This window comes from Candidatus Chloroploca asiatica (assembly GCF_002532075.1).
Classification (GTDB): Bacteria; Chloroflexota; Chloroflexia; order Chloroflexales; family Chloroflexaceae; genus Chloroploca; species Chloroploca asiatica.
Genome location: NZ_LYXE01000075.1, coordinates 1 through 21,513, shown reverse-complemented (window position 1 = coordinate 21,513; position 21,513 = coordinate 1). Strand labels below are relative to the sequence as shown.

Here is a 21,513-nt window from a genome sequence, read left to right as displayed (position 1 = left end):
CACGAACTCAAATAATCCGGTCGCGCCCTAACTCTTTTGCGTCGTAGAGTCGTTTGTCGGCCTGGCTAATCAGTGTTTCGATGCTGAAGCCGACGCCGGCTTCGCTGCTTGCCGCGATGCCGGCACTGAAGGTGACGGTGATGCGCTGCCCTTCAAAGACGAACGTGTGTTCGTCGAGCCGTTCACGCACACGCTTCATCAGGCATCCCATCGCTTCGTGATCGAGATTCAGCGCAATGACGATGAACTCTTCGCCACCATAGCGGCCAACGAGATCGTAGGGCCGACAACTGCTGCTCAGGAGTTGCGCAAATTGTTGGAGAACGAAGTCGCCGCCCTGGTGTCCGTACGTGTCGTTGACCGTTTTGAAAAAATCGAGATCAATTAGCACAACGGCAAAGTCACGACAATTCCGCTCATACTCTTTCATCAGGGTCTGGAGCCGGTCAAAGATGTAGCGACGATTATAAATTCCGGTCAGATCATCGTGGATCGAGACCCGATAGACCTCTTCTTCAGCCTGTTTGCGGTCGGTGATGTCGATCAACAGTCCTTCAATGGCCTGGATCTGGCCCGCATCGTCGTAGACAAAAGCCCCTTGCTCAAAGATCCACTTTTCACGCTGATCCGCCGTGATGAGCCGATATTCGAGTTGCACTGATGTGCGCTGCTCACTTGCCGCTTGCCATCGTTCCCAGATCCATGCACGGTCTTCGGGATTGATCAGATCGTTGTATGCGACCTTCCGATTGTAGAGCAGGGCTTCGCTCGGATAGCCGGTTAGCTTCAAACATCCCTCCGAGACAAATTCCATCGTCCAGTTGTGATCAAAGCGGCAGCGATAGGCCACCCCGGGCAAGTTGGCAATCAAGAGCGCTTTGCTGCGCTCGCTCTCACGGAGCGAGGCGTTGATCGTTCTGATCCGCATGCTCCAGTAGAACCAGATTCCCGCCAATACCGCCAGAATTCCCGCTATACGTAACAAGAGGCCATAATCGAAGGGCTGCACAATCGTGATATTGACATGCCGGTTAATGATGGCTTCGCGTTCGCGGGGCGTGATCGTTGCAATGCCCTTGTCCAGAATATCACGCAGCATGCGCTCATCTTTCAGTACCCCGATGCGCAAGCGGTTGACATAACTTTCGGGTGCTTGCCCTGCGATCTTCAGATTGAAGAGACCCTCTTTGCGGATCGTATAGGCTGCGATGGTCAACGAACGGAGCGTCAGATCGGCTTGACGATTCGAGACGGCTTGGAAGACCGCGTTTTCACTCGGCACGGTGACTACCATCAGATTTGGAAAATCGCGCCGGACCCGTTCTTCCACCGACGTGCCGCTGGGCAACACAAGCGTAGTATCGCTGAGCTGCGTTGCATCAAAAATAAAAGGATGCTCTTCGCGAGTGATAAAGACATTGGGGTCAATCAGCAATGGCTCGGTAAAGATGAGCCATGCTTCGCGGGCGGGCGTCTGGTTAAGAAAGGGGAGGATCGAGACCTCACCGGCCTTCGAGAGTTCAATCGCTTGATCCCAATCGCGGGTGATCACATAGGCAAACTCGACGTCGAGCCGCTCGGCCAATAGGTCAAACATGTCAGCGGCAATGCCGACGAATTTGCCTTGCTCATCAATGCGCTCATACGGAATCCAGTCAGGATCAGGCGCAACGGTGATTGGTCCAAGCGCATCGAGGTAGGCCCGTTCGGTTGGGGAAAGCTCGACCTTGATGGTTGCGACATCTGGTGCAATAGGTGGATCATCGCGTGTGGACTTGACGCCAGGTTGCCAGAAGAGCAAGCCACCTATGATGAGCAAGCTCACCAGGCCTACCGCAACGAACACAGGCCAGTTGCTCCCCTTATCTTTCGGGGGATCTGAATGATGGAGTGTCTTCACGGATGGTTGCCTTATCGAGCTTGATCTTTTGCCTGTGCGCCAGGGGATATGCGGTTGCAACACCTGATGCGGCTTATCGAGTCGTTGCAACATAACTCGCTCATATAAACGCGCTCACCAGGAGGGATTCGTTTGGGGGCGATAGTATCTCCAATCATTCTTCGCCTGGCAGCGCGGGCGGCCCGCCAACAACGGGGCCCCCGCAAGGGGTGCCCCTACGGGGCCGTGGGCCGGGCCCGGTGTACGGGCACCCCTTGCGGGTGCCCTGGCGGGGTGCATGCACGGAAGATGCAATCGCCCTAACAAAACCTGTGCAAAGGGTTGACAGAGTTCGTGCATTGTGCTATATTGTGCGTGGGACATTTCAGGCCGCAAAGCTTTTGAGGAAAACTATCGTGAAAAACTCGCGTTCACCCTTAATTTTTATCTTTCTCACCATTTTTATTGACTTACTGGGCGTTGGCATTGTGCTGCCACTTTTGCCCTTCTATGTGAAAATGATCGAGACAAATAGCCCCGCCTGGATGGCCGCGAACTATGCGCTGGTCGTCGGGGCGTTGACGGCTTCCTATTCGCTCTTTCAGTTTCTCTTTGCGCCGATCCTCGGTGGTCTCTCGGATCGGTTTGGGCGTCGCCCGGTGCTGCTCTTGAGCCTGACCGGTGCTGGTTTCTCGTATGTGCTCTTTGGCCTGGCTGACCGCTTCGAGCCACTCGGTGCGACGGCAGTGCTGGCGGTGCTCTTTGTGTCGCGCATTGCGGCAGGCATTACCGGCGGTAGCATCAGCACGGCTCAGGCCTACATCGCCGATATTACAACTCCCGAGACACGGGCGCGTGGGATGGGCCTTATCGGGGCAGCCTTCGGCCTGGGCTTTATGCTCGGCCCGGCCATTGGCGGCCTGCTCAGCACGATTAGCCTGAGTGCGCCGGCCTTTGCTTCGGCAACCCTGATCTTCGCCAGTGTCATCTTCGGTTACTTTACACTGCCCGAGTCGCTGCCAGTCGAGCGTCGCACGGAAAAGATGGGCAGCCTCAATCCGCTCCGTCGTCTTTCGGCGGTTGTCGGACGTGAGAGCATCCGTCCGCTCTTGATGGGCATTCTGCTGCTCAACCTGGCCTTTGCTGGTCTCCAGAGCAACTTCGCGGTCTTTACCGAAAGCCGTTTTGGGTTCGGCCCGATGCAGATCGCCTTTCTCTTCGCCTTCATCGGTTTGATGGCGGTGATTATGCAAGGCTTCCTCATTCGCAAGCTCGTGCCGATGTTTGGTGAGGCTCGTCTGGCCGTAACTGGTCTGGCGCTGATGACGGTGGCGTTTGTAGGCATTGCGTTTGTGCCGGTCGCCTGGATGCTCTACCCGACGCTGGCGCTGCTCTCGATTGGCAGTGGGATGGCTACGCCGAGCCTGACGAGCCTGATTTCGCGCAGTGTTTCGGCTCAGGAGCAGGGCAGTGTGCTCGGTGGCACGCAGGCAATGAATAGTTTGACGATGATCGTCGGCCCGCTTATGGCTGGCTTTCTCTTCGACACCGTTGGGCCGCTGGCACCGTATCTCACTGGCTCGGTCTTGATTGGTAGCGCCGCCATCGTGCTGACCCTGGTGCTTCGCCCACAACTGGTTGGTGTGCCTGCGCCACAGAAGGCGCCTGCCCCGCTGCGCGTCGAGGCGGAAATGTCGGGCGATTGACCGATTGTTTCGCCCCGTGAGGTGTGGTATACTGTAGCACGGCTGTTCCGAAAAACGATAGGAACATGATGGGTGGGGGCACGGCGCCGCCGTGCCCCCGCAAGTTCCCAGAAACACGAAGATCGGACAGTATCCCCTGTCGCGACTTCGTGTTTCTGGTGCATTGGCGTGAATAGTGGGAATACGCACGTATGGCCAGAGATAAGATCCTAATTAAGGGTGCCCGTGAGCATAATCTCAAGGCGGTTGATCTTGAGTTACCCCGTGATCAACTCGTTGTCTTGACTGGTGTCAGCGGCTCAGGCAAGAGCTCGCTCGCCTTTGATACACTCTATGCTGAAGGCCAGCGCCGCTACGTTGAGAGTCTCTCGGCCTATGCGCGCCAGTTTCTCGGTCAGATGGAGAAGCCCAAGGTTGATTTGATCGAGGGCCTTTCGCCGGCGATTGCGATTGAGCAGAAGAGTGCGAGCAAGAATCCGCGTTCAACCGTTGGGACGGTTACCGAGGTTCACGATTATCTGCGGCTGCTCTTTGCCCGCGTTGGTACGCAGCATTGCCACCAGTGTGGTCAGCCGGTTGCCTCGCAGAGCGCCGAGCAGATGGTCAATCGGGTGCTTGAGTTGCCGCCGGGGACGCGCTTTCTCTTGCTGGCTCCCCTTGTATCTCAGCGCAAAGGTGAATATAAAGATATTTTTGCCGAGGCGAAGGCTGAGGGGTTTGTGCGGGTGCGGGTGGATGGCGAAATCCGTACGCTCGATGAGGAGATTCGGCTTAATAAGAAGGTGAAGCATACGATCGAGGTTGTCGTTGATCGCCTCGTGATGCCTGATCCCGAGGCTGCCACGCCCGCCGCTGCGCCCGTTGGCGCAACGATTGGCGTGGCGCAGGCCGCCGCCGGGAGCGACTACGAGGCGTTTGTCACCCGCCTCACCGATAGCATCGAGCAGGCGCTTCGCGTTGGCGAGGGCAGTGTCATCGTCAGTGTGCAACCCCGCTCTCCTGCGCCCATCTCAACCGACATTGTTCAGCCGTTTCCCGAAGAGTGGCTGATGAGCGAGAGCAATACCTGCCCCAACTGTGGCATCTCGTTTCCTGAGTTGACGCCGCAGATGTTTTCGTTCAACTCGCCGCAGGGGGCATGCCCGTCGTGTGCCGGCCTCGGGACGCGCCTTGAAGTTGACCCGACGCTGTTGGTGCCCAATGGGGCGCTCTCGCTCAATCAGGGGGCCGTCACCTACTGGGGCGAGTTGCGCAAAAAGACTGATGCCTGGTCGTACAAGACGATTGTGGGGCTTTCCTCCCACTATGCGTTTAGCCTCGATACACCCTGGGACGAACTGACCGAGCGTCAGCGCGAGGTGATCATTTTTGGCAGTGGCAAAGAGAAGGTACGTTTCTTCTGGGCCAGCGAGAATGGGAGCCGCGGCGAGTTCTATCGCCCGTGGGAGGGCGTGGCCGCCGAGATCCGGCGTCGTTTTATGCAGACCGGCAGCGATATGGCCCGCGATTACTATCTGCAGTATATGAGTGAGCAACCCTGCCCCGAGTGTGAGGGTGCCCGTCTGCGCCCCGAGAGCCGGGCGGTGCGCGTGGCTGGTACGACGATCACTGAGGTTGGGAGCAAAAATATTCACGAGGCGCATGCCTGGGTGCTGCGCATCGCTGGTCTCACCGAAGTACCTGCGCCAGACGAACCTCCCGCGTTGCTGAATTCGACTCAACTTCAGATTGTTGATGATGTGTTGAAGGAGATCCGGGAACGCCTCGGTTTTCTGCTGAATGTCGGCTTGCACTATTTGAGCCTGGGGCGCCCGGCCCCGACGCTCTCTGGAGGCGAGGCGCAACGGATTCGTCTGGCGTCGCAGATTGGTTCTGGCCTCGTCGGGGTGATGTATATTCTCGATGAACCGAGCATTGGCCTGCATCAGCGTGATAATCGCAAATTGCTCGACTCGCTGCTGCGGCTGCGCGACCTTGGCAATACCTTGATCGTCGTTGAGCACGACCTCGAGACGATGCAGGCCGCCGACTGGATCGTCGATTTTGGCCCCGGGGCTGGGGTCAAGGGCGGTGAGGTCGTTGTGAGTGGCCCACCTGCGGTGATCGCCGCGCATCCTGACTCACTGACGGGCCACTATTTGAGTGGTCAACTCGAAATTGCCATCCCTGCAACGCGGCGTAGCCCGTTGCTTACCTCAACGATTGCGCGCCGTCTCGACAAGACCGCTGCCTCGTTGCCTCAGCGACGGGGCAAGGCAGCGCAGCGGATCGCCGAAACGAGCCCGCTTGAGGGGGAAGAAGCCTGGCTGAGTCTTGAGGGTGCAACGCTCAACAACCTTCGCGATGTCAGCGTTCGTTTCCCGCTCGGCACCTTCATTGCCGTCACTGGGGTCAGCGGGTCGGGGAAATCATCGCTGATCACCGAGACGCTCTATCCTGCGCTTGCCAATCGGCTCAATAAAGCGCAACTCAAACCAGGGCCATATGCGGCGCTCAATGGGCTTGAACATCTCGACAAGGTGATCGACATTGACCAGCAACCGATCGGGCGCACTCCGCGCTCGAATCCGGCTACCTATGTCAAACTCTTCGATCTGCTGCGCGATCTCTTTGCCAACACCGCCGAAGCACGCCTGCGCGGCTATGCCGCCGGTCGCTTCAGCTTCAATGTCAAAGGTGGGCGCTGTGAGACCTGTGAAGGCAATGGTGAGATCAAAATTGACATGCAATTCCTTGCCGACGTGTGGGTGCGTTGCAACGAATGCAAAGGCAAGCGCTACAACCGCGAGACCATGCAAGTCAAATACAAGGGCAAATCAATTGCCGACGTGCTCGAGATGGACGTGCAGACGGCGCTCGAATTTTTTGACAATGTACCGCGCGTGCGGCGCATCTTGCAGACCTTGCACGATGTCGGGCTCGACTATGTTCGTCTTGGGCAACCGGCGACCACCCTTTCCGGCGGCGAAGCGCAGCGCGTCAAGTTGGCGAAAGAACTCGCCCGCGTCGCGACGGGGCGGACGATCTACATCCTCGACGAACCAACGACGGGCCTGCACTTCGCCGATGTTCAGCACCTGCTCGACGTCTTGCACCGGCTCGTTGACGCAGGCAACACCGTCATTGTGATCGAACACAACCTCGACGTCATCAAAACCGCCGACTGGGTCATTGACATGGGACCCGAAGGCGGTGACGGCGGCGGATACGTCGTTGCCACCGGCACGCCCGAGCAGGTTGCCGAGGTCGAAGGCTCGCACACCGGGCACTTTCTGCGCGGGGTTCTGCAGCTCGCCGGGCACCGCGTCGCCGCCGATTAAGTAGGGTGTAACGTACGTTTTGTGCTCTCGGGCTTGGCTTCGACAAGCTCAGCCAACGGCGGACGATGGGCGTGGCGAACGGACGGAGGCTGAGCCTGTCGAAGCTCCCGCTGGGATCAGCAAACTTTTGTTACAGACTACTTAAGGGTGGCGAACTCTAGACCCGATGTAATCCTGAATATTTATCAGGCATGTACGAGGCCGAGTTCACGGGCGCGTTGTAGGGCTTCACGGCGATTGGTGACGTGCAGTTTGCCATAGATGTTGCTGACATGCTTTTTGACCGTGCCAGGGGCGATCTGTAATTGCATGGCGATTTCCTGCGTGCTATGGTGCTGCACGAGCATGGAGAGGACGCTATACTCGCGCCTCGTCAGGAGTTGTTCGACTGTGGGGGTGGCAGTTGATCTGACGTTGTGTACGACGCGCTGCTCAAGCAGGTGCTTGGCATAGCTGCGCAGTGGCCCATACCGGGTCGCCTCGCTCAGGAGTAGATGCCCAAGCTGACCTGCGTCGAGAAAAGTTCGCTTCAAACCCATGCTCTGCCCGCTCTCTAACAGGTGCTGGAAGAGGATCAGGGCATCACGGGTACGCCCCAGTGCGTGCAAAACTGAGGCACGGATCAGTTGTAAACGCAGCTTTAGCCATGGCTGGTGCAGGTGTGCTAGCGCGTGAATGAACTGGTGGATGTGAGCATGGGCTGTCGCAAGACTACTTGCCGAACCTTCGGCAAGCAACACTTCGATGCGACTCAGGGGGGCGAGTTCGAGCCAGGGTTGCGCAAAGGGTGCCTCTGCCGTTGGGCGGGCTTCACTCTGAGGGGGAGGCCGTTGTTGCAATAGGCTTAGGCGTGCCTCGAACGTGATGGCAGCCTCGATCAAACTTGGGCTTTCGCTTGCGATGGCAAAGGCCTGGCTCTGTGCGGCATACGTGCGTGCCGCTGCTTCGTCGCCACGCGCCTGATTGAGCAAGGCCATGCCAATGAGGCTGTCATGGTAGATGCGCGGGTTGCTCTCCATTGGATACGCGAGAACCCGCGCGAAGTGCTCTTCCGCGACCTCCAATTCGTGCTGCTCATAATGCATTCTCGCAAGCAGATAGTGTCCCGCTGCAACCCACATGCATTGATGATCCGGTGATGGATGTGCGTGGATAAGTTGTTCGGCTGCGGAACGAAGAAGGGCCAGATCACCGCTGTAGAGGTTGGCCATGGCGGCGACAAAGAGCATGATCCTCCGGCTTCGGTCATAGTGTCCTGGCCTCGAGGCGAGCGTCGCTTCGACCTGATGCAACGTATACGCACGGTTTCCCTCAAGGGTGTACGCTAAGAGATCATGGGCGAGTGTCCAATCACGGATATACCCGATACTTGCTGGCAGCAGCGCATAGGCTTGTTTGGCGTGGTTGTGAACCGCCTCGAGGTCGCCCCGATGAAACGCGGCGAAGGTGTGCAGCGCCGCTAGTTCACCGCGTATGGCTGTAAGTTCGGCAGCAGGACGTGGATCAGCCTCGATGGCGCTGGCGAGTTGGGCCAGCAGTGGTTCAATGCGTTGGTCGTCAAAGCTTACGGTGGCTAGCGAGGCCTGGATGAACAAGAGTTCGACGGACGTTTCGACCGGCTTGCGTAGCAACAGGGCGAGCCATTGCTTGAGTACGGAGGCGACGTTGCCCCCTGCGCTTTCGGTGGATCGGATGCGATGCAGGTGTGACGCAACGATCTGGACGGCAAGCATGGGATCGCCCGCCAGTTGCGCGTACGCGATCGCTTCTTCGACCAGGTTGGCCTGGGAAAACCATGCGGCGGCAGCACGATAGAGGCCTTCGACGTGGGCTTGCCCTGCCTGGGTGAGCAGGCGTTGTTGGAGCAGATCAGTCCAGACTGGCTGGTAGCGGTACCAGCCTTGTTCGTGATCGAGCGGGACGACGACCATGCCCTGGCAGATCATGTGCTGCAGATGGCTGGCTGAGGTAGTGGTATCGAGCAGCCAATCGAGCAGCGGATGACAAAAACGCGCAAAGAGCGAGGTTGTCATCAGCCAGCGTTGCAGTTCAGGCGGTTGCTGGTCAACGATCTCTTCGGTAAGGTATGCACGCACATATGCCTCAAGATCGGCCACTGATGTGGCCTTGTGCTCGAAGGAGACGAGCTCGCTGAGGCGAAGCGCGATCAGCCGGTACCCTATCGCCCACCCTTCGATGCGTTCGTGCAGCAGGGTGATCAGGTGAGGGGCGAGCGGCTCGGGCAGGATCCTGGTGAAGAATTGCCGAACTTCATCCTGACTCCAGAAGAGATCGTGGTCGTGGAGTTTGAGGAGTTGCTGATCGAGCCGCAAGCGGGTTAACGGCCACGGTGGTTCGATGTGTGAGGCGATGATGCATGGTACCCGAGCCTGAGGGTCGTTGATCAGTTGATGCACGAGTTGGTGGATCGCTGGTGACGTGATCTGGTGATAGTCATCCAAGACGAGCACCATACGTTCACCATACGCCTCGACATCGGCGCGTAGGTGCGTGCCAAGGGCACTCACCTCAGGCTCGGAGGTTACCGCAAGGTACCCTGCGGTGGCTGCACATGCGTCAGGCCATACCTGTTGTACTGCCTGCACAAGCCGATGACCGAGATGGGCTGGCGTATTGTCTTCAACCCCAACGGTCAACCAGGCGACCGGATCCCGGTGCTGGGCCAGCCACTGAGAGATCAAGACCGTCTTGCCAGCCCCCGCAGGAGCGACCAGAAGGGTCAGCCGTCGTGACAGAGCTTGTCCAAGACGGGCAAGGAGGTATGGTCGCTCAATCCAGGTTGGATCGGGTTGTGACGGTAGTAATCGGTTGCAAGCGCTTTGAATTTGCTGCATCACTGCATGATTAAAAAATCTTCTTACTTTATCATACCTCAAAATGTCGCTGCCGATAATGAAGAAAGTGTAACCAATAGCCTATTAGTCCTGCCTAATTATAGGCCATGCATCCCTGTGCCTACTCCAAAGATACATCTTTGCGGGCAATGACACCGGCACAGGGTATGCGCTATGATAGAGGGTGGTAATCCCTGCTTTTCACCTTCATCGACGGAGCCAGCTATGTCCAAGCTCTCTGTGCATACCCCCGGTCTGTTACGCTTTGTGTCGAGTGCGATGATCCTGATCCTGATCCTGGTTGGGATGGCAACCCCTCCTCGACCGGTGTTTGCGCAGAGTGGTGATGCGATTCCTCTGGCTACCCTCAGTGCGCCCAATACGGTGCCCATTGGTGAGGCGTTTAGCTTTGCAGTGACCTTTGTCAATGGCAGTACCACCCAGACCGGCTATGGCCCGTTTATTGATCTGATCTTTCCGGCTACCGGGGCCGATGGTGATGACGGCATCACGTTTGTGGACGCCAATTACCTCGGTGCTCCGGTGACAACTGTGAGTCTGACGTTTCCGGGTACCGATCCATCGTCACCTCCTTCGTGCGTCGCTCACCCGTATGCGCGCCTGCAAGATGGGAGTTTCCAGCAGGTGTGTGGGACACCGGGTGATACGCTGGTGGTGTTGCAGTTGCCGTTTGGTTCGTTTACGCCAGGGCAACCTGCGGTTGAGCTGACGGTCAATGCGCAGTTGAGTGTACTGGCGGATCTTGATGTTCCGCTGACCATCCGTGCGCGGGGCGGTTTTCAGTTTGGCAATACGCCTCTTGATGACTGGTGCTGCGATGAGGTGTTGCTCAATCCAGCGAGCGGTGACAGTGCTGATTGGCCAGAAGTCACCGTGGCGCCAGTGCTGATGAGCCTCACGAAAACCTATCTTGGCCCCGAGGACGAGACGGCGACTGGGCCGAACTTTCCACGTCGCTATCGGATCGATGTTGATCTCGCCGATGGTCAGACGGTCACCGATCTTGTCATTACCGATATACTGACGACCAATATCGCTTTTGTCAACCTGATCCCGTCAACGCCCGCAGGGGCCACCGTGCTTGTGACCCCGACCGTGGGTGCGCCTGCCCTGAATAATGAGTTGCAGATCCGCTTTCCCACGGTGACCGGCGGCTCTGGCGACGTTGATGCCTCGGTTGTCTTTGAGTTTTTTGTGCCGCGCCTCGATGCGAATGGCGACCCGGTGCTTGATCCAAGCACCGCTGATGATGCAACCGCCCCGAATAATGCCCGCGCGACCGCAACCTGGGAGCCAGTTGACGAGCGTGACCCAGAACAGTCAATTACCATCGACGGTCCTGGCCCCGAGCATACGCTGACCCCAAAGGCGATCGCGATCCAGAAGAGTGTTGAGGTTGCCATTGGCAACTTTGCCACCGGGCCGAAGCCGGGTGATACGCTGGCCTATACGTTGAGTGTGCAGGTCTCTGACTTTTTTGCCTTTAACACGGTCGTGATCAGCGATACCTTCTCGGATGGGCAGCGGTTTGATCAGGCCTTTACGCCAACGTTGCAGATCAACGGCAACGGCTTTACCTCAGACACCGCCAGTTTTGCGCTAGCGAATTTCACGGTGACGCCAAATTATACCCCGGAAGTGACGGTTGATCCTGATGGCACGACGACGATCACGTTCCGTGTCTCGGATGAACTGGTGAGTCGTGGCCTGTCTGATGGGCGGTTGCTTGGTGGATGTGTGCCGTTGGCCGGGAGTGACGAACCTGACTGTGATGTCTATGATAATGGCCCCACCACGGCTACTATTGTCTTTCGTACCGTGATCCAGGACGAGTTTAGTGATGATTTCCCTTCGGGTGACAAGAGTGTTGACGAGGGTGATGTTCTCTCGAACCAGGTGACGGTGCGTGGCGATGTGCTTGATACCGCTACCTTCGATCCCACTGACGAGGACGAAGAGGATGGCAGCAGTGCTGCGGTGGTGATCCCGCGTGGTCTTATCAGCAAGACGATCTATGCGATCAATGGCGACACGGATCTTCCCTCGCCTTTGCGTATCGCCCCTGGCGATACCGTTACGTACCGCCTCCAGACTGATCTGCCCGCCAGCAGGGTTGAAGAACTTCGCCTGGTTGACTATCTGCCCCTGCCGATCTTCCGTGCGGATGAAATGACGGGCGTCTTTAGCAATACCGTCAGTGCTGACCCTCCTCCTGCTGGTCAGGCGAAATATGGGCCGAATGAGACGTTTGATACTCTCTTTGCGGGTGTGCCACAGGTGATCACCGATACGGTGGCGAACAGTGTCATCTTTAGGTATGGCAACTATCCATCAAACGACGCCCCAATTCCCGACGAAATCACCCCGAGCGTTATCGACATCCTCTTTACGGTGACGGCCAGTGATGAGCCAACGGCTGACCGCCTCTTCTTAACCAACCAGTTCCGTCGCTTGCAAGGGGCGACCAATCAACCCCAGACCAGCGATGATGCAATTGTGCAGATCGAGATGACCCAGCCGGTGCTCCGGGTGAGCAAGGGCGCAACTGGGAGCAATAATCCCGATGCCTTGCTCTCGCAGAACGCGGGGCCGGTGCCTTTTGGTGGCCCCGGGAGCAGTGTGCCTTTTACTGGCACGATCAATTCGACCAACCTGATCACGGCACCGGTGGATGCTACGCTGAATGGGGTTGATGCGAATGATCTGGTCAGTTTTGCGATCCTGATCGAAAATACCGGTTCCAGCCTCAAAGGTGCGTTTGACTTGGTCATTACGGATACGTTGCCTTTTGGCTTGATCATTCCCACTGACCCGTATAGTTTGAACCTGCAGGTACGCTATGGCACAGGTGAGGTCATTTCATACACCGGCGATCTCTTTGGAAACGGGATCGAGCTCATTGATCCTTCCGGCGACGAAGGAGTCTGTCAGGTCTACGATCCCTCCAGTGGCAATAACATCATTCTGATTACCTACGATCTGCAGGTGGATCCGGATATTCCACCCAATACGCCGATTGTCAATCGGGCAACGCTGGTCAATTATGCGGGCGACGAGGGTGGGCCGAATCATGCGAGCGATCTTACCGCTTCAACGACGGTCACCTCGGCTAGCCCAAACTTGGTCAAGAGCCTGGTCACAACGTCGGAGGCGCATACGACAGGTACCGATGTTGTCATCGGTGAAATTGCCCGCTTCCGCCTCGCCGTGCGCGTTCCGGAAGGTCAGTGGAGCGAGTTTCAGATTCGTGATGTTTTGCCGCCCGGTCTGACCTATCTCACCGAGACGGCCCGGTTTGCGTTTGTCAGCAATGGCGCCGGCATGACGACGACGCTCATCGCTGATGGTGTGCCTACGATCATTGGCAACTCGGCAACGCTGACAGAGACGCCTTCGATCAGCATCACAGGCGTCTTCTCGCCAAGCAACGTGGTAACAAGCACAAATAGCGTCACCTTCAACTTTGGCACGCTCGTCAATCGTGATAGTGACGTTGATGCCGAATATGTGATCGTCGAGTTCAACGCGCTCGTCGAGAATCTGGCTAGCAACCAGCAGGGCACCAATCTCCCCAATCGTTTTCAGGTCTTGCGTGATGGGGAGGTCGTGCCTACAAGTAGTGGTGCAGAGAACTCGAATACCGTCACGCTACGTGTCATCGAGCCATCCCTCACGCTTGCCAAAGCTATTGTTAATCCGGCTGATGCCGAAGGTGACGCGGGTGACTTCGTCACCTATCGCATCACCGTGACCAATACGAGCCCGACGACAGGCTTTGATCTGGTCATCGCTGATCCTGTGCCTGCTGGGTTGAGTTTTGACATCTTCAGCCCACCAAACATTACTGAAACTGGTGGCGTAACAAATACAGTATGGTCGTTTGACAATCCCTCCAGCACCCTGATCATTGAGACAGCCACCTTCTCGGTGGGTGCCGAACTGGTGATTGAGTATCAAGTTCAGGTCGAGACGAGTGTCATCCCGGCCCAGCAACTGACCAATACCGCCATCCTAACCTGGACAAGCCTGCCTGATCTGAATGGGACAACGACCAATCCGACGGGTTCGCCTAACACGGGCACCCCTGGTGAACGCGATGGCGAACGTACCGGCAGTGGGGGCGTCAATGATTATCGTACGAGTGACGATGCGACGCTGACGGTCTTTGTTCCCGTGCCTGAAAAGAGTCTTGTGGCGACGTCGGAAGGGCATACGAGCGATGAGGATGCTGAGGTTGCCATCGGCGAGATTGTGCGCTACCGCCTTGCGGTAGAACTGCCCGAAGGCACGAGTCCGTCGTTGCAACTGGTTGATCTGCTGCCTGCCGGGTTGACCTATCTCACCGAGACGGCCCGGGTTGCCTTTGTCAGCAATGACGACGGCATCACGAGCACGCTCCCGCTGGATATTCCCAATCTTATTGGCAGTGCCGCGACGATTACCGCTGTCGACTCAGGCTTGATTACCGGAACCCTTCGCGCTGAGGATGTCATTACCAGCACTGGCCTGATCACCTTCAATCTTGGCACGCTCGTCAACTATGATAGTGATCCGGATGCCGAATATGTGATCGTCGAGTTCAACGCGCTCGTCGAGAATATTCCGGCCAATGTTGCTGGTTTTACCCATGTCAATACGTTTATCGTACGCATTGCGGGGACACAGGTCGGCCCACCTTCGAATGAGGTAAACACGACGGTGGTTGAACCCGCGATCACGGTTGACAAGCAGGTCATTAGCCCTGCTGACGCAACTATTGATGCCGGTGATCTGATCTCCTATCGTGTCACCTATACCAATACCGGTACGACCGATGCCTTTGATGTGCAGTTGACCGATACGCTTCCGGCAACCTTGCAGTTGCTCACGAACACGGTCGCAATTACGCCTTCAGGGGGGATTATTGGTGCCAATGATGCTTCGTCTGGCAACACCGTCGAGGTGTCTGTAGACCAGATGCCGCCCAATGAAGGCATTGTGCTGACCTACGAGGCGCTTGCGCTCGTTACGGTCACGCCGGGCGAGATCATCACCAATACGGCGTATCTGACCTATACGAGCCTGCTGGAAGAGAATGGAACCCCGATTGGCGACAATCCCACCGGTTCGGAAACCCCTGGGGAACCGGGGGCAATTGATGGTGAGCGCACCGGCTCGGGCACACCAGCGCAAAACAACTATAACGACAGTGACGACGCCAGGGTTGAGGTGCCGCTGGTAGCCCTGGTTAAAACGCTGGTCACGACCTCTGAGGCGCATACGAGCGACGCTAATGTCGCCATCGGCGAGATTGTGCGCTATCGCCTTGCCGTCGAACTTCCCGAAGGCACGAGTCCGTCATTGCAACTGGTTGATCTGCTGCCTGCCGGGTTGACCTATCTCACCGAGACGGCCCGGGTTGCCTTTGTCAGCAATGACGACGGCATCACGAGCACGCTCCCGCTGGATATTCCCAATCTTATTGGCAGTGCCGCGACGATTACCGCTGTCGACTCAGGCTTGATTACCGGAACCCTTCGCGCTGAGGATGTCATTACCAGCACTGGCCTGATCACCTTCAATCTTGGCACGCTCGTCAACCGTGATGACGACCCTGATGCCGAATATGTAATCGTTGAGTTCAACGCCCTGGTTGACAATAACAATACGGATGCGGCCAGTCGCAATGATGATGGCGATGTCCGCACGAATCGCTTCCGGGTCTTTATCAATGGAACCCAGAATGGGCTCGACTCGAACGAGGTCAGCGTGACCATTGTTGAGCCACGGCTGGTGCTTGACAAGCGCATTGTGGATCCGCCGAGCGATGCCGGTGATCTGGTTACCTACCTGGTCACCTATACCAACACTGGCACAACCGATGCCTTTGAGGTGCAACTGACTGATGCGTTGCCGCCTGAGTTGACGCTGAGTCTGCCCGTGACACCCACCTTGAGTGGCGGTGCCACTGGATTGAGTGATGCTTCGAGTGGCAACGTCGTCTCGGTCACCGTCACCAGCGTACCGGTCGGAGGGAGCGTCGCGATTACCTATACGGCGATTGTTACCGACGCGGTTAGCGGCGGGCAAATCATCACCAATACCGCCAGGCTCGTCTATACCAGTTTGCCCGGTACGAATGGCACCCCAGACAATCCTACTGGTTCCACGACTCCCGGTGCGCCAGGTTCAACCACCGGTGAACGCGATGGCTCTGATGGGGCAGATGGGCGCCCCAACAACTATAGCCAGAGCGCTAGCACCAGCACAACCCTGGATGCTGCCGAACTAAGCAAAGTGCTGGCGGGTACCTCGCTCGCTGACACTACTGGCAGCAATGTCACCATCGGCGAGATCGTTACCTACACCCTTACCATCACCCTTCCCGAGGGGCTCACGCCATCGCTTGTGCTCACCGACACGTTGCCCAGCGGAATGGCCTACGTCACCGGTACCCTCATTACTGACACCACCGGCTTTAACGGCACGCTCCCTGCTGCCAACGTAACCGCAGCGGGCGGCAACGGTGATCCGGTGATTCTTACCTGGGGCGCGATTACCGTTACCCCCGACAACGACCCGACCAACAACAGCTTCCGCGTGCAACTACAGGCGCGGGTGCTTGACGTGTCGGGCAACAGCGGGCTTACCCCACAGACCACCCTCACCAACCGGGCGAGTTTGGTCGCCGGCAACAACCCGCCCGTCACAAGCAACCCGGTTAATGTCACCGTCGTCGAGCCACGTCTGGTCATTGACAAGCAGTTTAGCCAGCCAACGGCCTACGCAGGCGAAACGGTCACCGTCACCCTGATCGTCACCAATACCGGCACCTCGACGGCCTATGATGTGGTCATCATCGACCCATTGCCACAGACCCAGTTCAGCGATGTGCAAGAGGGCACGACCCCGAGTGGCTTCACCTACACAACGTCCATCAGCGGCAGCGACACGGTCGTACGGTACACAGGTGGTGATATTCCTGCTGCAGCAAGCCGCACCTTTACCTTTGCGGTTACCCTGGACGCTGATTTGGACGCGGGCACCATCCTGTCCAACACCGCCACGATCACCCGTGCGACGAGCCTGCCAGGCCCTGATCCCACCGAGCGAAACCAGCCAGAAACGAGTGACGATGATCCGATCACCATCGTGGCCCCGGATCTCGCGATCACGAAGACGGACGGCGGGGCGACGGCGGTGCCGGGTGGGTTGATCACCTTCACCCTGCACTACACGAACCTGGGCACGATTGGCGTGACGGGGGTGACGATCACCGAGACGGTGCCGTTGCATACCCGCTTTGCTGGCCCAGCCGGGTGGCTCTGTGACCCCGATAACACCGCAGGCAGCACCTGTTTGTTCACGGTCGGCGACCTGGCGGCCGGCGCGTCGGGGAGCGAGTCCTTTGTGGTGCGCGTTGATAACCCGTTGCCGGTTGGCGTGAACGAGGTGGTCAATGCGGCGCGGATTGGCGACGATGGTGCGAACGGGCCGGATCCCGATCTTCGCAATAATGAGACCGATGAGACGACCCCAATCATCTTCCCGCCGATCAGTCTGGGCAATCGGGTCTTCTACGATACCAACAACGATGGCTTGGACAACGACGGTGCCGGCGCGACCCTCGGCTCGTCAACGGGTGTTCCCAGTGTCACCGTGCAACTCTTCCTCGATGCCGACCGCGACGGACAACTGACGGGCGACGAGCAGATCTGGATCGCCGAAACAACCACCGACGCGGATGGCTTCTATCTCTTCACTGAGCAGACCCATCGCGATGGAGCGGTGCTCACCGCGACTCTGCCGCTCTATCCGGGCCAGTACGTGATTGGTATTCCCGCGATCCAGTTTGCCACCGGTGCAGCGCTCGCAGGCTACCATAGCAGCGGCACGACGATCGATGCGACCGGGGTGATCACCGAAACCAGTGCCCCCGATCCGAACAACCAGGTTGATCGCGATGATAATGGCACGCTCCAACTCCCGCTGGCCCCCTTCTTTGACGGTGGCGTGCTCAGTCAACCGGTGATGGTGGTCGCGACGCAGGCCCCCACGGGTGAGCCTGAGGAGGCGGGGGTTGCCCCGAATAGCGTTGCTATTCTTGATGAGAATAGTGATCTCACGATTGACTTTGGCTTCTATACGACAAGCCTCGGCAATCTCGTCTGGCTTGATGATGGTGGTTCAACCCCAGCGAATGCCCTCAATGGCTTCTTTGATGCAGGTGAAACCGGGCTTGCCGGTGTTGCTGTCCGCCTCTTCAGCGGCGATGGCGCAACTGAGATCCCGGTGGGGCCTGATGGTATCCTTGGGACGGACGACGACGCGAATCTGCTGCCCGTGCTTACCTTGGCGGATGGCCGTTATCAGTTGCGCGGTTTGCCACAGGGCTCCTACCGTGTCCAGGTGACGCCGCCGTTGGGCTATGTCAGTACACTTGATACGGCTGGCACTAATGATCCCAACACCAATGTTGATCAGGACGACAATGGTCCTGGGCGCAATTCTGGTGCGGTGACGAGCAATCCGGTGACCATCACGCCTGGCAATGCGGGCAGTCAGAACAATACGCTGATCACGACGACGCTCGGGTTGACCGCTGATCCGACGGTTGACTTTGGCTTTGTGCGGTACTTCTCACTTGGCAACCGCGTCTGGTATGACCGTGACAATAGTGGTGATCTGAATGCGGCTGATGGAGCTAATCCTGGACTTGACGAGGTGCTTGTTCGGTTGCTCGATCGTGATGGCAATGCAGTTACTGATGCCTCTGGTAACCCGGTCGCTGATCAGCGTACGTCCGGTGGTGGATATTATCGCTTTGATAATCTGTTGGCTGGTGATTATCTGGTGGAAGTTGTTGCTGAGAACTTTACCGATGATGGTGTTTTAGTACAGTTCCTCTCGAGCACTGGCCCTGCTCAGGAAGCTGATCCGAACGAGAACGGCGACAATAATGACAATGGCCTGGATACACCCGTGAATGGTGCGATCCGCAGCGGCCTTGTGACGCTGGGTCCCGGTGCCGATGAGCCAACGAACGATAACGATCCAACGACCAATCCTGAGCCCGGTGAAGCACCGAATGATCGCTCGAATCGTACGGTTGACTTTGGCTTCTTCCGCCCGGTGAGTGTGGGCAACCAGGTCTGGTACGATACCAATAATAATCGGCAGATTGATGCCAATGAGGTCGGCATCCCTGGGGTGCGCGTCGAGCTCTTCTTTGATGCCGATGGCAATGGCATCCTTGAGGATAATCGTGACACCGGCGGCGTAGATGAAACGCAACCCGTCTCGTTTACGACGACGATCACCGATGGGCTCTATCTCTTTACCACGCGCCCCGATGCGCTGGGCAATCTCCAGTTGCTCACGCCGGGCAGCTATGTGGTCGGCATTCCTGCCAGTGAGTTTGATCCCATCACCGGAACGCTTCGTGGACTCTTCAGCAGTGGGACGACGCTGACGTCTGCCGGGGTGCGTACCGAAATCGCGCCGCCAGATCCGAAGACGGATCGGACAGACGGTGATGATAATGGGGCGTTCCAGACCAGTGGGTTCTATGCGGGTGGGGTGTTGGCCCAGGCGGTGACACTTGAGCCCGGTGCCGAGCCCGTTGGCGAAGATCCGGATCTTGACCCCAACCCGGCCTATCGCCCTGATAATAGCGATAACCAGACGCTTGACTTTGGCTTCTATGGGATGAGCCTGGGCAATCTGGTCTGGTTGGATAACGGTGCCGGTGGGGGTACGGCCAATGATGGCCTGCGCACGGGGAGCGAACCTGGGATCGCCGATGTGACGGTACGGCTCTTTGCCGCCGATGGGCGCACCGAACTCTTGACGACGACCACCGATGTGGATGGGCGGTACCTCTTCACGGGCCTCGTCGAGGGCACCTATATTGTCGAAGTGGATCGCACCAGTCCGCCGGTGCTGGGTCTCGCGTCCAGCCGTGACCCGGTCAATGCGAACGATCCCAATGCGCAAGATAATGACGATAACGGGGTGCTGCTGACGACGACGACGGTGCGGAGTATTGCGGTTGCGTTGGTGGCAAACGCTGCCCCAACGGGTGAAAGCGACCAGGCGCTGACGCGCGATCCCGGGATGGGCAATCCTGCGCAGACTGATAATCCCTTCACGCCGGATCAGAACGCGAACTTGCACGTTGACTTTGGCTTTGCCGAAGCCGACTGGGGTGACTTGCCCGAGAATATTCCGGGCTTGCCGAGCTACAATACCACCCGTACAGGCGGCTCCGCCGAAGGGCCTTCGCATGCCATTACGCCTGGCCTGCGCATTGGTGCGGCCATTGATGCCGAGCGTGATGGTCAACCGAATGCCACGGCAACCGGCGATGATCTCAATGGCATTCTTGATGATGAAGATGGGGTGACGCTCCCAGCGTTTGTGACGGGTCTTCCCGCAACGGTGACGGTGCAGGTGCTCAATATCACCGGACGTCCAGCGACACTCTATGGGTTTATTGATTTCAATGGCGATGGCACGTTTGATCAGCCCGGTGAACGGGCCAGCGTCGCGGTACCGAATGGGAGTGATGGAAGCGTGGAGGTCGTCTTTGATGTACCGGTTACGGCCACGCTCGCAACACCGATCGGTGTCCGTTTCCGCCTGAGCACCGATTCAGGTCTTGGCCCCGATGGTCCGGCCTCTGATGGTGAGGTCGAAGATTACCTGGTGAATATCACGCCGACGTATAGCCTTGGCAACCGTGTCTGGTATGACCGTGACAATAGCGGTGATCTGAATGCGGCTGATGGGGCCAATCCTGGGTTGGCCGGAGTGATGCTCCGTCTCCTTGATGCTGAGGGCAATCCGGTGACTGATGCGACGGGGAGGCTGGTCACGGCTACCACCGACATCAGTGGGTACTATCGCTTTGATAACCTGTTGGCCGGTGATTATCTGGTTGAAGTTGAAGCGCGTAATTTTGCAGACGATGGGCCGTTGTTCACGATGCGCAGCAGCACTGGCCCTGCCCAGGAAGCTGATCCGAACGACGACGTTGACAATAATGACAATGGCCTCGATACACCCGTGAATGGTGCGATCCGTAGCGGCATCGTGACGCTGGGGCCGGGTAATAGTGAACCCACCGACGATAACGACCCTGTCACCAACCCTGAACCCGGTGAAGCACCGAATGATCGCTCGAATCGTACGGTTGACTTTGGCTTCTTTATCCCACCAGATCTGGCGATTACGAAGACGGACGGCGGGGCGACGGCGGTGCCGGGTGGGCTCATTACCTTCACGTTGCACTACACGAACCTGGGCACGATTGGGGCGACGGGGGTGACGATCACCGAGACGGTGCCGCCGCATACCAGTTTTGCGGTTGCTGCGAATGTGGCGGGGTGGCTCTGTGAGCCGGATACGACCGCAGGCAGCACCTGTGTGTTCACGGTCGGCGACCTGGCCGCCGGGGCGTCGGGCAGCGTGGCCTTTGTGGTGCAGGTGGACAATCCGTTGCCGGCGGGCGTGACTGCGGTGGTCAACGCGGTGCGGATTGGCGACGACGGCACGAACGGGCCAGATCCGAATGACGAGAACAACACTGACACGGAAACGACGCCGGTGAGGGCGGCTCCGGATCTGGCGATCACGAAGACGGACGGTGGAGCGACGGCGGTGCCGGGTGGGTTGATTACCTTCACGTTGCACTACACGAACCTGGGCACGATTGGGGCGACGGGGGTGACGATCACCGAGACGGTGCCGCC

General features: G+C 57.9%; 5 protein-coding genes. 3 read left to right on the top strand and 2 right to left on the bottom strand.

Features of this window, described 5'->3' with window-relative positions:
• Positions 1 to 7: 7 nt before the first annotated feature.
• A complete protein-coding gene (locus tag A9Q02_RS08590) occupies positions 8 to 1,846 on the bottom strand; it encodes a diguanylate cyclase (RefSeq protein WP_216361477.1) in 1,839 nt (612 codons plus the stop codon).
• A 449-nt stretch (positions 1,847 to 2,295) separates the two neighbouring features.
• On the opposite strand from A9Q02_RS08590, the gene A9Q02_RS08585 reads away from it, so the two are divergent.
• Both A9Q02_RS08585 and A9Q02_RS08580 read left to right on the top strand, forming a co-directional pair.
• Positions 2,296 to 3,585 carry an MFS transporter gene (locus tag A9Q02_RS08585; RefSeq protein WP_245860463.1) on the top strand — a complete coding sequence of 430 codons (1,290 nt, stop codon included), beginning with the start codon at positions 2,296 to 2,298 and terminating at the stop codon, positions 3,583 to 3,585.
• 191 nt (positions 3,586 to 3,776) lie between these two features.
• Positions 3,777 to 6,905: an excinuclease ABC subunit UvrA gene (locus A9Q02_RS08580; protein ID WP_097651946.1), complete on the top strand. Its 3,129-nt coding sequence runs from the start codon at positions 3,777 to 3,779 to the stop codon at positions 6,903 to 6,905.
• Between the two features lie 185 nt (positions 6,906 to 7,090).
• Here the strand turns inward: A9Q02_RS08580 and A9Q02_RS08575 are convergent, their stop codons facing one another.
• Positions 7,091 to 9,760 carry a winged helix-turn-helix domain-containing protein gene (locus A9Q02_RS08575; RefSeq protein ID WP_097651945.1) on the bottom strand — a complete coding sequence of 890 codons (2,670 nt, stop codon included), beginning with the start codon at positions 9,758 to 9,760 and terminating at the stop codon, positions 7,091 to 7,093.
• A gap of 225 nt (positions 9,761 to 9,985) precedes the next feature.
• Between A9Q02_RS08575 and A9Q02_RS08570 the strand changes: the two genes are divergently transcribed.
• The coding region (locus tag A9Q02_RS08570; RefSeq protein ID WP_172450800.1) for an SdrD B-like domain-containing protein at positions 9,986 to 21,513 on the top strand (11,528 nt) is incomplete at its 3' end.